This window comes from Chitinophaga sp. (assembly GCF_039596155.1).
Taxonomy (GTDB): Bacteria; Bacteroidota; Bacteroidia; order Chitinophagales; family Chitinophagaceae; genus Chitinophaga.
In genome coordinates, this window is sequence record NZ_JBCNKF010000001.1 from 215570 (window position 1) to 230861 (window position 15292).

Consider the following 15292-nt stretch of genomic DNA (forward strand, 5'->3'; position numbering starts at 1 on the left):
TTAGAGAAATTAATAAACTACCTACATTCGTAGTTGAAATTTTAACATTTGAATCCGTGAAATCTGGTGATATTTGTTAGTATGTAACCCTGAATAATTAGAGATAAAGAAAAACCTAAATTAACCCGTATGGTAAATAATGCCCAAAAAGCCGCGGTACTGGAAGAGGTGATAGACCATATCAGCAAATTGCATTATGATGTACGTGCCGAAGTAGTAGTGGGGGAGTTACTGGATAATCATGTGCGTGCCGAAGAAATTGCTGTACAGAATCAGAACGTTTTTGTACGGTCTTTCAATAAGGATATTTTAGATGCTCAACTGGATGATTCGCAGCCTTATCATCCCTTCATTTCGCTTACCCTCTCCCGTGATGGACTGTACGATCGCCTGCCGGAAGGCATTTTCCACCAGTTCACACCACAGCAGCAACAACGTTCTGTGAGGGAAATGGTATTAAATTACAAGCGACAGCAAAAGGAACAACAGGAAGCCAGAAAGTTTTTTCGTCCCCTTGAAAATGAATTCTTTCTGCAGAGAGTTTTCCTTGAGCAAAAGGAAAAACATCTACTCTTTGATGCGTTTGGAAAAGATGCTGATGAATTGTTCCTGTCCTTCTGGGGGATCAGGTCCGACCTTCCTAAACCTGCACTGAAAAAATTGGTCAAATTGTTGCCATACATTTATCGCATAGCGGGTAATCTGCCCCTGGTACAGTTATATCTGAAAGCCATCCTGGATGAGCCGGTACGGATTGTACAGGAAGATACCCCTACCGCCGTGGAAACAGGGAGTGCGGTGCCGCTGGGCGATTCCCGGCTAGGGCTGGATTCCATGACAGGAGATCTCTTTTATACAGATATGCCTGTATGGAAAATAACTATCGGTCCCCTGCAACAGCACAGGGTACACGACTTCCTTCCCTGGCAGCCCTATGGTAAGTTGTTAGAGACCTGTATAGGTTTCCTGGTGCCGGCAGATGTAGAGGTAGAAACCATATTGGAACCCCACCCAGATGAACGCCGGGTCTTTATGGCTGATTCTCAGGAAAAAGAAGGATTGGGAGGCTATAATTTTTACCTGTAAGCATTAAATGGAACTATTTTTGCATGTTATATACCCTTATGGTTTGATTCCGGGCACAGCGGAGTATGCCAACCCCAGATCATCCAACAGGTTTAACCCTTTCCGAGGAAATAAACTATGATACTAAAAGCTAAAATCTACATTGTACTGGCGGCATTCATGGCTATCGGTTCCCTGATAGTAGGATTGCTGAGCCGTTATATTAAAAACTTTACCCTATATAAGAAAAAGGCACTCTGGTACCTCGCTTTAATGGTACTGGTATTTGCTGTTATCAGCTCAATTCCTTTCCTCTTTACCCATCAGAATTCCATGAGTCAGTATATCTTTTACGAAGTATGGTTCCTGGGGCTGGGCGTAGTACATTGTAACCTCATGTATACCCGCTTCTGGGGAAGTGAAGATTCTTTGGGATCAGAGCTGGCATTCATCGTCGCGATCTGGCTGTTTGGTGGTATCGGCTTCCTGCTTATACAACATCTTTTTGTGAAAGGTGAATTGGTATTCTATCCCCTGCTTACCTGTATGTTCGCATTCGCATTGCCTACATTTGTGTATAAAACATTTGAAAAAATGATGGCCATTCCTGCCAAGATTTTCAAATGGTGGCAATATCCTGCTTACCAGGAATTGCCCGAAGTGAACGAAGATGATATGCGTGACCTCATCGTAATAGGATTTGAACTGGAGAAGAAAGTAACAGACCATGACCGCACTTATTTCCGTGCACGTACACCTATCAAAATGGACCTCGGCGACCTCTTCTATCATTTCATCAACGACTACAACGACCGTTACCCCAATACGCCAATTGACGTAGTGGATGCAAACGGACAACCATACGGCTGGGTATTTCACCTGAAATCAAAATGGTCATTTACCGCCAAAACCCTCGATCCTGATAAAGCCGTTTTTATGAATGGTATGCAGGAGAACAGCGTTATTATTTGTAACAGAATTATTATCAATTAATCCCTACATTATTAAATTATTCATCCATGGCAGAACCGCTCAAATATTTTCCCGTCAACTGGGTTGATGGTATGAAGATAAAGAAGCAGCATTTCGTTGAAACTGAAAACGCGATGCTGGATCAGATAAGGGATGCTATTTCCAGCGGCTTGCATGCGCAGAATTACGGATTGCTGCCTGCAAAAGCAGAAAGTAAAGAATCGTTACGTTGCTGGTTTGTAACCGACAATCAGCAACAATGGCGGATCAAGCTCACCGAATGCCGCGCTGTAACCCCGGGCGGTGCAAGAATTGAAATCCCTGAACATACCGTACACTCGCTGAAATACGCTACTACTTTTCCGGAGGCTACTTTTAACTGGGATCCTCAGCATTCAGAAAGTGCCTATTATATTCTCATACAGGTAAATCCTTTCGATCGGCAGCCAAGCGGAGAACCTTTGCTGCATGAAGATCCGCCACGTTTACCATATGCTACGCCTGAATATCAGTTGTACGTAACTCCTGCCTCACAATTACCGCAGGGACAACTGGGTAGCTACCAGATGATCCTGGGGCGTATCAATATTGTAGACGGCCGCCCGCAGATGGATGATGATTACATACCACCCTGTACAATGGTATATGCACATCCTGCACTGGCAGACCTGCACCAGGAGCTGGATCAGTTCCTCGGGCAGCTGGAATTATATGGTGTGCACATTGTGCAGAAAGTATATTCACGCAATCAGAATAATGACCTGGCCCAGGTAGTGTTGTACATCACAGAAAGATTAGTACAATACCTTGGAACACGTATATCCCAGTTCCGCTGGTTAGGTATTTATCAGACACCTGCTGCGATGCTGGAAGTGATCGCTGGCCTGGCACGCACTATGAAAAATGCCATCGATCAGCGGGCAAGTGCAGGTAAAGAAGAACTACTGAATTATTTTTCGGAATGGTGTGAACTGAAACAGGGCGAGTTGGAAACGCTGATGGTCAATTGTGCAAACATCCGTTACAGGCATATCGATGTAAGAGAATGCCTGCAACCAATGATCCCATTCGTACGCGCGATTAACAAGCTGTTCGAAAGCCTGAGCAGACTGGATTACATCGGCCGTAAGATGGACAGTGGCATCTTCGTAAAAGAAGAATCAGCAGAAGATACAGAATACATCCGTAAACATAAAACCAAGAAATGGTTTTTCACAGATTGATCATAATTACCAACTCAATTTAATATCACATGCGTGTACTGAACAAACAGGAAAGAACCTCCGCTTTTTTATGGTTCCTGTTATTTTTTATCGTTACAGTAGGTCTGTTTGTCCTGGCTATATTTTTCAACTTCCAGGTGCCAAGCCGCGAGAATGCAGAGCTGCGTAAGGAGCTGGCTACATTCCGCCAGGAACAGGCATTCCAGGGAGAATTCCTGGCAAAGCTGGAAAGAGTTAGAAACAATCTTGACTCCATCAATCTGCCTAACCAGAATGCAAATTATATGGACCAGGTAATCGCTCAGGATCTGGTGAGTATGCGTAACTCTATACCTAAAGATGCAGTGACACATTATGGACTGTATGCAAACATCATTCAGAATTGTCTTTTATTGCAACAAAGTAAGCAGCAATTACGTGGATTATCCAACGCACAACAGAGCATCGCGGAGCTGAAAGAAAAGATCAATGATCTCAATAAAGAACTCGAAAATGCCAGAAGTGAGCTGGACTACAACAGGCAGTTAATGAGAAGCAGGTAATAGTTTTATACATATCATTAATGATAAATGATTAAAAATATAATTTGTTAAAGTGGGGTTTTATGGCTGTTCAGGCTTGGCTATCCGAAGAATTATTTTTAGTTTTGGGCATCATAAATACATACATAAATAAATAGCCCTTAGTTAGTAATTCTTTATTGTAAACCTTAAACATTTAACCCATGTCATTCAAATCCGTGTTTGAAGTAGCAGGAAAACAGATGGTTGTAAAACACTGTAGCTACGACCTCACCCAAGAAGTAGATGCAACTGGTCGCCCTTCAGCAATTACCCGCGGTGGCCGCATCCGTTTAGTAGTAGAATCTAATGGTGATACCGATTTGTTTGAATGGATGGTCAACAACTTCGAAAGGAAGGATGGTACTATCACATTCTACAAAAGAGATTCTGATGCTAAACTGAAATCACTCAACTTCAAGGAAGGTTACCTGGTAAAGTTCGAAGAAACTTTCGATGCTGACAACCAGAACCCGATGATGGTTTCATTCACTATCTCTGCCCGTGAAATTGCCATGGGTAATGCTTCCCATATTAATGAATGGGTAAAGTAGTGGTATGATTTGCTAAAGAAAATTATGCCTTTTTAAAAGCCCTTCTGCTGGCGCGGAAGGGCTTTATATATTTTACTTTATTCTCTCCAGCTTTCTGCTTTTATTTTATTCCCTCCTGCTTTCTACCGTGTAGATAAAGCTATCCGCTTTGTAATAACCTAAATTATATTCCACCGGCCAGTCATTCTTATCATACACAAATCGCCTTCTGAACAACACCGGACTCCCCGCATCAATTTCTAATTTTCCTGCAAGGAATTTATCTGCTGTTCTCGCACTGATCTCCTCCTTTGATAATACCGCTACTACACCGTAATCTTTATCCAGGATGTCGTACAACTGCCGCTTAAAATCCTCTTCACCTGTCAACCCGATCCGGGGATGAAACCAGGAAATGAAATACACAAACGGCCCCTCAGGTGTTCCCCTCAATCGTTCCAGCTTCAGGATCTTCTGCGTCGCCGGAATTTTAAAAAACGCTGCCGTGTCACTATCCGGCAACACCCATGTCACATGTAACTCAAAATTTCGCACTTTTAAGCCCCTTGCCTGCATTTCCTGCGTAAAACTGATCCAGTTCTTCGCCTTCGAACTGATCCGCTCTAATTCAGCCACTTTAGTGCCTACCCCTTTCTTTCTCACCAGCAGTCCCTCATATACCAGTTTATTCAGCGCCTGCCGCAAAGTAGACCTGGATATCGCCAGTTGCTTTGCCAACTCTACCTCGTTCGGCAAAAACTGCCCTCCCGCATACTTCGGATCCCGGATCATATTCCGCAAAAGCTGCTCCGCCTGAATGTGTAAAGGAACCGGATTCTGATGATCAATACTTATTTCCATCTGCTAAAATTAATCATTATGTTTGTATGTATATACATACTATGAGAAAAAAGGTCTTCTTCGCTATCATCATGCTTACCGCCCTCCATGCAGGCGCGCAAAACAAAAAACTCGCTGATAAAATTTTAGCCGATCACCGGCTGGATACCATTCAGAACATGGCGTTACAACTGCTCACCGGTTTTACTGCCGGCACCAGCTACGGGGAGGTCTGGATCAGGGACTTCAACACCTTTATCAACGGATCTTTAGCCGTCCATGACAAAGACAAAGTAAAAGACATGCTCCTGCTCTTCTTCAAAATGCAGGGCAAAGATGGTAATATCGTGGATGGTATGATACCCCGGCAAAAGGCCCAGGCAGGATATGAGTACATCTATTCCGACCTGGCACCTGAATGGGCTGCCCACAAGAACACTGTCGAAACAGACCAGGAGTCTTCTTTGGTGCAGGCTGTATACAAATACATCAAACATACCGGCGATACCAGTATCCTTCACATCGTGATCGATCATCAAACCGTGCTCCGGCGCCTCGCTGCTGCCCTGCAATATGTTCACACAAACCGCTGGTCACCGGAATATAACCTTGTAACCGGTGCCACCACGATTGACTGGGGAGATGTGCAGCCGGAAAAGGGTTGGGGTGTTGTGATCAATGATCATACAAAGTGGTCCATTGATATTTATGATAATGCCATGTACGCCATCGCGCTCAAAGAATATGCTGCACTGTCCCATGACAAGAACTATCTCACCCAATACACACAGCTCAAAAAGAACGTTCGCAAATATCTCTGGCAAGCCACTGCCGGGAAGTATCTGCCACATCTCTATTTGAACGGCAGCCCTTTCAGTCCTGATTTTAAAGAGGCAGATATCCTCTACACCGGGGGCACTGCGACTGCTATTCTCGCCGGCTTTCATTCTGCAGGAGAGATCAAAGACATCAATCAGCAAATGCTGGCTGCCGCCGCCAAAGAGAAATACGCCACCATCGGCATCACCGTATACCCACCCTATCCTGAAAAGGAATTCCCCAATATGAAACCCTATGTCTACCAGAATGCAGGTGACTGGACATGGTTTGGCGGCAGGATGATACAGGCACTTACCGAACACGGTTTGGTAAAAGAAGCGTATACGGAACTAAGTCCCATGCTGGATCGTGCGCTCAGCCACCATGGCTTTTATGAGTGGTATGATGTGCAAACCGGGGAGCCGAAAGGATCAGGGGATTTTAGAGGAGAGGCAGGTGTGTTGTACGATGCTATCGTAACGTTGAAGAATTGGGCCGCTCACCAGCAATAACGGGGCTGTTTGTTTATATGTTTGTACATATTTGGTAATTCCCCTAAAAGATAACCGCCAATGATTATCGATGCCTGTAGCATCCACAATCATTGGCGGAACTTATTGCACTGCTTTAACTTAAAAATGTTCTATTGCAGGCGTTAATTTTTCAACCAGCTGTATAATAACAAATTAGTTTACCGGAACATTCACTTCCAGCTTAATGATATCATCCACTTTTCCTCCGGGTGTACCTACACCAAAATCACTTCTGTTCACATCAAACTTTCCTGTAAACGTACCCCCGTTACCAGCTTTTGCAAATGTAAAAGGGATGGAAAGTGGCTTCTTTACACCATGCATCGTCAACTCTCCTTTAGCAACATAACCGCTGCCTGATTTCGTAATCTCTGTAGATGTAAATGTAATCGTCGGATACTTCTTTGCATCGAACCATTTTTCACCTTTGGCATGTGTATTCTTCAATCCATTGCCGGTATTAATACTGGCTACATCAATCGTTACATCAAATTTGGAAGTATTCAGATGTTGTTCATCAAAGACAATCTTACCTTTTAAATCCTTGAAAATACCATTGGCGCCTGAAGCCGAAAATTTAACCGCATAGCCAGCAGCAATTTTATAATCCGGTCCGGAGAGGACGGTAAATGCTGACGCAACCAAAATAATAAAGGCAGTTACAGGGAGGAGGAGTTTTTTCATTGTGCTCGAAAATTTTGCTAAATGTATGCAAAAAAAGCTCCAACAAAAACGGCTTTGCCATCAGGCAAAACCGTTCAAAATATCTTGCTGTTAAGCAATCCCGGTTCAGTGGCCAAAGCGACTAAAGTAAGCCGCACTTTTTCCTGTCGCCGGGCACTCAAATTTTAAGTCTTTCTTAACTTCAACGACTGTACAAAATGATGGTTCCCTTTTTCCAGGATCAAACTTGCCCTGAATCTCGTAGGCAGTATATTCTGTACTAAATTCGGTTTGTTAATCTCATTCCAGATCTTCCTCGCTATCTCTTCCGATTCCTGGTCAGTCAAATGTGCATATCTGTGAAAATAAGATTCCGGGTTAGAAAATGCCGTCGTCCGCAATGACTTAAACCGCTCTATATACCACTTTTCCAGGTCCTTGTCTTCCGCATCCACAAAAATTGAAAAATCAAAGAAATCCGATACGAAAATACTTGGCTCCGGTGACCCCTGTGGCCTCGGTCTCACCTGCAATACATTCACCCCTTCCACGATCACGATATCCGGCGATTCTACCCACTGCATTTCGTTCGCCAGCACATCATATTCCAGGTGACTATACAGCGGTGCAGCCACCTTCTCTTTCCCTGATTTCAGGTTGGCCAGAAACTGCACCAGTCGCCTGATATCATAACTCTCCGGAAAACCTTTCCTATTCATGATACCCCGCTGTTCCAATACCCTGTTGGGATAAAGGAATCCATCAGTCGTTACCAATGCTACCCGCGGATGATTGGGCCAGGCGGCCAGCAACCTTTGCAATACACGCGCTGTAGTACTTTTCCCCACTGCTACACTACCTGCAATACCAATGATATACGGCACCTTTGTTACCCGGCTTCCCAGAAAAGTATTGGTGGTTGCATGCAGCTCCTGTGCTGCCGTTACGTACAGATTTAGCAAGCGTGACAGCGGCACGTAGATTTGTGTAACTTCTTCCTTTGTTAGCGGCTCATTTAACCCATGCAACTTGTCCAGATCTTTGATCAGGTGTTCCATCGGTTCATCACTTTTATTTGCCCATTCTTCACGGGAAATAGTGATATAGGGAGCGTAGTTGTTCCGTGTCATTTAGTTTAGATGCTGTTGACCTGTTGATTCGATTCCGTTGTTTCAGGGTGCTAAGCTATGTAAACCGTTTTAACATTCAAAAATTCATGTGTGCCTTCCAGCGAAAGTTCCCGGCCGTACCCGGATTGTTTTACGCCACCAAAAGGCAGGCGGGCATCCGAACGCACCATGGCATTGATAAATACGTTGCCGCTATCAATCTGTGTAGCCAGTTTTTTTGCTTTATCCAGGTCACTGGTCCACAAAGAAGCGCCAAGCCCGTAAGGCGTCTGGTTTGCCAGTGCGATGGCATGTTGTTCATTATCAGCGGTGATGATGACTGCCAGTGGGCCGAAAGTTTCTTCGTCAAAAGCTGTCATACCAGGTTTTACATTGCTGAGCAGGGTAGGGGCAAAGTTCGCCCCGGATCGCTGCCCGCCGGTGATCAGTTGCGCCCCCTGTTCTATGGATTGATGTAACTGATGGCCCAATTCCGTTGCCAGATCCGGACGTGCCATCGGTCCCATGTCAATTTCCTGTAAGGTAGGGTCACCCTGGCTCATTTGCTGTATGAGTGTGGTCACCTGTTCAGTAAATGCAGCTACGATGGCCTGGTCTACAATCCAACGCTTTGCAGCGATGCAGGACTGACCTGCGTTCTGAAAACGTGCCTTTACAGCAATACGTGCGGCCTCTTCCAGGTTGGCATCTTTCAGTACAATGAACGGATCGCTGCCTCCCAGCTCCAACACCGTCTTTTTAATATACTTCCCCGCTAATCCTGCTACACTCATACCGGCAGCAGTACTACCTGTCAGGGTCACCCCCTGTATACGTTCGTCAGCGATCAGTGGCTCTATATGTTTTGAATTTACCAGCACACTCTGAAATACGCCTTCCGGAAAACCTGCATCCAGAAATACCTGCTCAATCGCTAACGCGCAACCGCTCACATTGCTGGCATGTTTCAGTATCCCGGCATTGCCCGCAAGGATATTAGGAATTGCAAAGCGGAATACCTGCCAGTAAGGAAAATTCCATGGCATTATAGCAAGAATGATTCCCTTCGGCTCATAGGCTACATAACTCTGCTGACCATCAGATTGGATGATCTTCGCATCCAGCATGCTACCGATATTTTGTACATAATATTCTGCAGATGTAGCACATTTTAATACCTCCGCTTTTGCTTCTTTGAGTGTCTTCCCCATTTCGCGGGTGATGATGGCGGCGTGTTCATCTGCATGCTCTTTTAGCAGCGCTGCCAATCGTTGCATCCAGCTGCAACGCTGCTCCAGCGAAGCCTGCTTTAAGGCCCGGTGCGCCTGGTGCCCTTTCGATAGTCTTTCTTCCAGTTCTGATGGTGTGTGCGCTGTATATTCAGCAATGGTTGCCTGTGTGTACGGGTTAATACTCTTGAAGGTACTCATGTGAATAAAGTTTTGATTCCGTAAGGTGTAAAAGTAACGATTATAATTTCCTGAACTGGTCAGGAGTACAATTATAATACCGCGTAAAACTATTCACAAAAGTATCCACATGAGCATAGCCTGTTTCGGTTGCTATGGCTGCCAGGTCAGCCTCCTTACCGGTTAAAAGCATAGCTGCTTTTTCCAGTCGCCATAAGATCACGAAGGTTTCCACATTTGTACCATATAAGTACCTGAATCCATTCTGTAATTTATCCGGAGTAATATCAAACTGCCGGCACAGTTCCGCAATTGAAATACCGGTAGTATGGGCTTTGATATGTGCCTTTACATTATCTATACTATCCAGATCTTTATCAGTCAGCGGTTGATATTCCATTGGTGTTTGTTGCAACTGTGCAAAGAAATGTACCAGCAGCAATTCACATTGCTTGCTCACATACCTGCTGCGCGCAAATGCATTACCACCGATCGGATGCCTGATCTGATCAAGCAGCAGTGAACCATAGGCATCCAGTTGTACAGGTGTGTGATTGATTATTCCGCCATCCTCCAGGCGATCTGCAAGAGCAGGTAAAATCGTATCGTTTATAAACCGGCTATCGGCTAGTGAATGAAGCTGGGCTTCACTAAACTCAATATGTAAAAAACAATGTGTACCCGGATGTATCGATACCGCTTTTTCTTCACGGCTGGCATAGAACAAATTCAGATCCCCCTGTTGTATATCTTCTATCATTCCTCCCCGCATCGCGGAAGATACCTGTAGTGAACTAAGCGTTACTCCCAGATGTAACCCCGGTGATTCCACACTGGGATGAATTTCTGTAACCCGCGAAGTAATAACGTGGTGTTGCCACACACGAAAGGGGGCTGCTTCCAGCATTTGCTTAAATACAAATACACGGGCATTGCCGTATACTGTTCTTCTCGCATGGGGAATAATATAAGAATGCATAATTGTGGGGACATTCTCTACCTCTATAAAGTCGGCGAAAATTTGTTGTTCTGCCTGTCTGATTAAATTCATATCAGATAATAGTCGGTTGACCTTGGCTGTTGGTACTCAAAATACTTATAAATAAGCCGCCGGGAATCATTTCAGCATGAGCATCATGTAGGTACAGTAATGGCTGGCTGCAACAAAGTTCCCGGGCAGGCTGTTAACATCAAAGAAGGGAGGATTACAATTAAGTGAGTAATAGTATTCTCCCCCAAATTGGTTATATTTAATCCAACCCAAACTTGTAATTATGTCAACCAAAATCGTGTACTGTCTGGCAATGTTATGCCTTTGCCTGACTGTAGCCACCGCACAACAAAAAGTAACCGGAAAAGTCACCGATGCCGCCACCGGCACAGCATTAGAAGGAATCACTGTAAGGGTCAAACTCAGTAGCTCCGGCACTTTAACCAACAAGTCCGGTGAATATACGATCGAGGCCAAAGGAAGCGATATCCTGGAGGTCAGTGCTATCGGGTTCACGCCCCAGGCCATTGCGGTCAATGGGAGGTCCGTCGTCGATGTAAAACTCGTTTCCGCCGTCTCGGAACTGAACCAGATCGTGTTGGTAGGAAGTCGTGGTACCGGTAGGGCCAGGACTGAAACCGCTGTTCCTGTCGATGTAATACCCATTGCGCAGGCAGCCCTGCCCACCGCCAAGACGGACCTCACAGCTGTCTTAAACATGGCCGCCCCCTCCCTCAATTATAACAAACAGAGTGGGAGCGATGGTGCAGACATGATTGACCTGGCTACCCTCAGGGGCCTTGGGCCTGACCAGACCCTGGTGCTGGTGAATGGAAAAAGACGTCATCAAACCGCCTTCGTTGCCGTTTATGGCACCCGTGGCCGTGGTAATTCAGGCACAGACCTCAACGCCATCCCAGAAGCCGCTATCGACAGGGTCGAAATCCTGCGCGATGGCGCCTCCGCACAATATGGATCCGATGCCATTGCAGGCGTGATCAACATTATCCTCAAAAAAGATGTGAATCACCTCAATGTTACCGCAGGTTATGCCGGCTATTATGACCATAAATACAATACCTGGTTTGGCCGTAAACAATCCGAATATCAATACGGTGTGCCGATTGATGGGAATACAGGTACCCTGGGCCTTAGTTATGGCCTTCCTTTGGGTAAAAACGGCGGTTTCCTGAACTTTTCGGGCAACTTCCTCATGCAGGGTAAAACCTACCGGCAAAACCTCAATACAGACCTGAATTCCAAAGATGGTCTGCCTGTGAACAGTGTAAGAAGAGGTGCCGGCGATGGCTCCCGGGTAAATGGAGGAGGAATGATCAACCTGGAAGTTCCGTTGGGCACAGGTAGAACATCACTTTACGCATTCGGCGGTTATAACTATAAAAGCTCCGATGCCTTTGCCTATTCCCGCTCTTTTGCAGGACATCCTGACCGTTTCCCCACCGATGCTGACGGGAAACTGATCTTCTTTAAAGATATCATGTATGCTGTACCAGGCGACACCATTTTCGATCCTCATATTCAAACCCATGTCAGCGATGTTTCAGCCGCCGTTGGGGTAAAAGGTGAATTTGGTGAAGGCTGGACCTGGGATGTGAGTAATACCCTCGGCAGAAACAATTTTCACTTCTTTGGTGATAAGACCTTCAATGCCTCTCTGGGTGCAAAAACACCCACTCATTTCGATGATGGTGGATTCTCTTTCCTGCAGAACACCACGAATGTGACCTTTACCAAAGCGATCAATACATTGAACCTTGCCTTCGGTGCAGAATACCGCTATGAAAGATATAGCATCTATGCCGGCGAAGAGGCCTCATACACCAACTACGATCCAAGTTTCAATAAAGCCACCGGTTCTCAGGGATTCCCCGGCTATCGCCCCAGTGATGAAGTGGCGGCCAATCGCGGCAACATAGCGGGCTATGTGGATGCTGAATGGGATGTGACAAAGAAATGGCTGATTGGTGCTGCTGTAAGGGCAGAAAACTACAGCGACTTCGGTTTCACTACCAACTATAAACTCGCTACCCGCTACAAGATCACGAATGACTTCAATATCCGTGCATCTGTCAGCACCGGCTTCAGGGCACCGTCGCTCCAGCAGATCAACTACAGTTCTCAGTATACCAACGTACAGGGCGGTACAATCTCTGAAGTCAAGATCGCGCCTAACTATAATGCTATCACCAGGGCCGCCGGGATCCCTGATCTGAAACAGGAAAAATCCATCAATGCAAGTCTCGGTTTCACCTGGAAGCCTTCACCTGTACTGACGTTGACCATAGATGGTTACTATGTGAAAGTAAAAGATCGTATCGTGCTTTCCGGTCAGTTCAGCGCCAGCGATACCACCCTGGATGCGGAAGTATACAATACCTTAAACAGTCTGCACATCGACAATGCTCAGTTCTTTGCCAATGCAGTAAACACCACCAACTATGGGGTAGATCTCGTGGTGGATTATAACAAACGCTGGGGTAATCAGCATTTCCGTGGATTATTCACCGGCAATATCCAGCACATGAACATCGACCAGATCAATGTGCCTGCCAAATTGAACGATAGCTACGTGCATCGTCAATCATTCTTCAGTGACCGTGAGCAGCGCTTTGTGAAGGCTTCTGCACCGCCGGTGAAGATGGGCCTGAACCTGGAATATGGGATCAATAAAATTAGCTTTGGTTCCCATCTTACTTACTTCGGACAGATCTCCCTGTTTGGTTACGGTTATTCCGGCGATCTTGCAGGTACCGGTATCAACCCGATCGTAGAGCTGGATGAAGGAGGAAAGACAGTACCAGAGTTATTTGTATACAAAGGTAAAGTCGTGACAGATGTATATGCGAGTTATAAATTCAACAGGCATATCAATTGGTTTATAGGCGTGGATAACCTGTTTAATGTTCATCCTGATTTAGGTTATGTGAAAGGAGCCAAGCTGTCAGCATTTGACGGCGAAGCGGGTGGTGCCTGGGATCCGGTGCAGATGGGCGTGAATGGCATGCGGTTGTTTACAAGGGTCGTATTAGATTTCTAAATCAATAGAATTCGTATAAAACAGGAAGGGCTCCCCTAAAGGGAGCCCTTCCTGTTTTATATTTTGCTAAAGTGCTTACAGAACTTTAGAAACCTTGATAGTATTCGTTGGCAGATGCTCTGCTACCGGAGTAGAACCAGTATTGACAACTACATCATCCGTTTTCAGGAATCCCTTATCTTTCAGGATGCTGATCTGATCGTTGATGATATTGTCCAGACCGATTTCTTCATTGTAGTAGAATGCACGTACACCCCAGCTCAGGCTCAGCTGATTCACCAGCGACTTTTCTTTGGTAAATACGAACAGCGGAGAGCGTGGACGGTAGCTGCTCAGCATAAAGCCGGTGTAACCACTCTGGGTCATACCAACCAGTGCATTGGCTTCCAGGTCTTCAGCCATCTTACAGGCGTTGTAGCAAAGTGCATCGCTCAGGAAGGTGGGAGAATGACGGTGAGGGATCAGGTTACGGTTGTAGATGATTTCTTCTTTCTCTACTTCACCGATGATCTTACGCATAGTCTGGATAACCAGTTCAGGGAACTGACCTGTAGCAGTTTCACCGCTCAGCATCACGGCATCAGCACCTTCCAGCACCGCATTCGCTACGTCAGTGATTTCGCTACGGTTAGGGCGGGTACGGTCGATCATGGATTCCATCATCTGGGTAGCCACGATTACCGGCTTAGCACGGTGAATACATTTACGGATAATATCTTTCTGGATCATTGGGATCTGCTCAACTGGCAGTTCCACACCGAGGTCACCACGGGCGATCATTACGCCGTCGCTTTCCCAGATGATCTCTTTCAGGTTTACGATAGCCTCAGGCTTTTCGATCTTGGAGATTACCTTGATCTTGGAGTTACGCTCTTTCAGGCGTTTGCGGATCAGTTGCAGGTCAGCAGCATCTCTTACAAATGACAGGGCAACCCAGTCACAGTTATGGTCGATGATGAATTCCAGATCTTCCACATCTTTTGGTGTCAGTGCAGGCAGGGATACTTTAGTATCTGGCAGGTTGAAGCCTTTTTTAGAAGACAATACGCCTGGCAGGGTTACTTCAGCTTTGATTTCACCTGCAGCAGTGATTTCTTTTACGACAGTTTCAATCTTACCGTCATCCAGCAGGATTTTCTGGCCTGGTTTTACATCTTTATGCAGGTCAGCATAAGATACGTATATTCTTTCTGCAGTACCAACTACCTTCTCATTTACGAAGGTAAGGATCATACCCGGAGTCAGCGGCAGTGCATTGTTAGCGATTTCACCTACGCGTAGTTTAGGACCTTGCAAGTCAGCCAGGATGGCAACGTTGAAAGATTCAGTCTCATTGATGCGACGAATGTGCTCAATAATGCGCAGCTTGTCTTCGTGAGAGCCATGTGAAAAGTTCAGGCGGAACACATTTACGCCGGCTTTTACCAAGGCCAGTAATTTTTCGTAAGTGTCGCATGCCGGTCCTACTGTGGCAACTATCTTCGTTTTGTGTTTAGATATATCTTGTGTACTCATAG

General features: G+C 45.6%; 13 protein-coding genes. 7 read left to right on the plus strand and 6 right to left on the minus strand.

Annotated elements, in window-relative coordinates; translation table 11 throughout:
* Positions 1-129 precede the first annotated feature (129 nt).
* The 5 genes from ABDW33_RS00785 to tssD all read left to right on the plus strand — a co-directional run bounded on the left by ABDW33_RS00785 (position 130) and on the right by tssD (position 4374).
* The gene (locus ABDW33_RS00785; RefSeq protein ID WP_343688159.1) at positions 130-1086 is read left to right on the plus strand and encodes a type VI secretion system baseplate subunit TssG; all 957 of its coding nucleotides are present in this window, start codon (positions 130-132) and stop codon (positions 1084-1086) included.
* A 117-nt stretch (positions 1087-1203) separates the two neighbouring features.
* Positions 1204-2058 carry a TssN family type VI secretion system protein gene (locus tag ABDW33_RS00790; protein WP_343688160.1) on the plus strand — a complete coding sequence of 285 codons (855 nt, stop codon included), beginning with the start codon at positions 1204-1206 and terminating at the stop codon, positions 2056-2058.
* Positions 2059-2084: 26 nt separating this feature from the next.
* A complete protein-coding gene (locus ABDW33_RS00795; RefSeq protein WP_343688161.1) occupies positions 2085-3260 on the plus strand; it encodes a hypothetical protein in 1176 nt (391 codons plus the stop codon).
* Positions 3261-3289: 29 nt separating this feature from the next.
* Positions 3290-3802, plus strand: coding sequence for a type VI secretion system TssO (gene tssO, locus ABDW33_RS00800; protein ID WP_343688162.1), 513 nt, complete (start codon positions 3290-3292; stop codon positions 3800-3802).
* 182 nt (positions 3803-3984) lie between these two features.
* Complete coding sequence (tssD, locus tag ABDW33_RS00805; protein ID WP_343688163.1) at positions 3985-4374, plus strand: type VI secretion system tube protein TssD; 390 nt, start codon at positions 3985-3987, stop codon at positions 4372-4374.
* Between the two features lie 105 nt (positions 4375-4479).
* On the opposite strand, the gene ABDW33_RS00810 is transcribed toward tssD, so the two are convergent.
* A complete protein-coding gene (locus tag ABDW33_RS00810; RefSeq protein WP_343688164.1) occupies positions 4480-5214 on the minus strand; it encodes a GntR family transcriptional regulator in 735 nt (244 codons plus the stop codon).
* Positions 5215-5255: 41 nt separating this feature from the next.
* Here ABDW33_RS00810 and ABDW33_RS00815 point away from each other — a divergent pair, with 41 nt between their 5' ends.
* Entirely contained in the window at positions 5256-6524 is a 1269-nt protein-coding gene (locus ABDW33_RS00815; protein ID WP_343688165.1) for a hypothetical protein, read from the plus strand.
* A 174-nt stretch (positions 6525-6698) separates the two neighbouring features.
* Here ABDW33_RS00815 and ABDW33_RS00820 read toward each other — a convergent pair whose 3' ends face one another.
* The 4 genes from ABDW33_RS00820 to ABDW33_RS00835 form a co-directional block, all read right to left on the minus strand.
* Positions 6699-7229 carry a YceI family protein gene (locus ABDW33_RS00820; protein WP_343688166.1) on the minus strand — a complete coding sequence of 177 codons (531 nt, stop codon included), beginning with the start codon at positions 7227-7229 and terminating at the stop codon, positions 6699-6701.
* 164 nt (positions 7230-7393) lie between these two features.
* A complete protein-coding gene (gene coaA / locus ABDW33_RS00825; protein ID WP_343688167.1) occupies positions 7394-8338 on the minus strand; it encodes a type I pantothenate kinase in 945 nt (314 codons plus the stop codon).
* Positions 8339-8388: 50 nt separating this feature from the next.
* The gene (locus ABDW33_RS00830) at positions 8389-9747 is read right to left on the minus strand and encodes an NAD-dependent succinate-semialdehyde dehydrogenase (protein WP_343688168.1); all 1359 of its coding nucleotides are present in this window, start codon (positions 9745-9747) and stop codon (positions 8389-8391) included.
* A 40-nt stretch (positions 9748-9787) separates the two neighbouring features.
* The gene (locus ABDW33_RS00835; protein ID WP_343688169.1) at positions 9788-10777 is read right to left on the minus strand and encodes an AraC family transcriptional regulator; all 990 of its coding nucleotides are present in this window, start codon (positions 10775-10777) and stop codon (positions 9788-9790) included.
* 223 nt (positions 10778-11000) lie between these two features.
* On the opposite strand from ABDW33_RS00835, the gene ABDW33_RS00840 reads away from it, so the two are divergent.
* Complete coding sequence (locus ABDW33_RS00840; protein ID WP_343688170.1) at positions 11001-13775, plus strand: TonB-dependent receptor; 2775 nt, start codon at positions 11001-11003, stop codon at positions 13773-13775.
* Between the two features lie 75 nt (positions 13776-13850).
* On the opposite strand, the gene pyk is transcribed toward ABDW33_RS00840, so the two are convergent.
* Entirely contained in the window at positions 13851-15290 is a 1440-nt protein-coding gene (gene pyk, locus ABDW33_RS00845; protein ID WP_343688171.1) for a pyruvate kinase, read from the minus strand.
* Positions 15291-15292: the final 2 nt, after the last annotated feature.

Coding starts and splice junctions, on each gene's coding strand:
- ABDW33_RS00810 (WP_343688164.1), bottom strand. CDS start 5,214: ATGGAAATAAGTATTGATCATCAGAATCCGGTTCCTTTACACATTCAG.
- tssD (WP_343688163.1), top strand. CDS start 3,985: ATGTCATTCAAATCCGTGTTTGAAGTAGCAGGAAAACAGATGGTTGTA.
- ABDW33_RS00820 (WP_343688166.1), bottom strand. CDS start 7,229: ATGAAAAAACTCCTCCTCCCTGTAACTGCCTTTATTATTTTGGTTGCG.
- ABDW33_RS00815 (WP_343688165.1), top strand. CDS start 5,256: ATGAGAAAAAAGGTCTTCTTCGCTATCATCATGCTTACCGCCCTCCAT.
- ABDW33_RS00785 (WP_343688159.1), top strand. CDS start 130: ATGGTAAATAATGCCCAAAAAGCCGCGGTACTGGAAGAGGTGATAGAC.
- pyk (WP_343688171.1), bottom strand. CDS start 15,290: ATGAGTACACAAGATATATCTAAACACAAAACGAAGATAGTTGCCACA.
- ABDW33_RS00835 (WP_343688169.1), bottom strand. CDS start 10,777: ATGAATTTAATCAGACAGGCAGAACAACAAATTTTCGCCGACTTTATA.
- coaA (WP_343688167.1), bottom strand. CDS start 8,338: ATGACACGGAACAACTACGCTCCCTATATCACTATTTCCCGTGAAGAA.
- ABDW33_RS00840 (WP_343688170.1), top strand. CDS start 11,001: ATGTCAACCAAAATCGTGTACTGTCTGGCAATGTTATGCCTTTGCCTG.
- ABDW33_RS00830 (WP_343688168.1), bottom strand. CDS start 9,747: ATGAGTACCTTCAAGAGTATTAACCCGTACACACAGGCAACCATTGCT.
- ABDW33_RS00795 (WP_343688161.1), top strand. CDS start 2,085: ATGGCAGAACCGCTCAAATATTTTCCCGTCAACTGGGTTGATGGTATG.
- tssO (WP_343688162.1), top strand. CDS start 3,290: ATGCGTGTACTGAACAAACAGGAAAGAACCTCCGCTTTTTTATGGTTC.
- ABDW33_RS00790 (WP_343688160.1), top strand. CDS start 1,204: ATGATACTAAAAGCTAAAATCTACATTGTACTGGCGGCATTCATGGCT.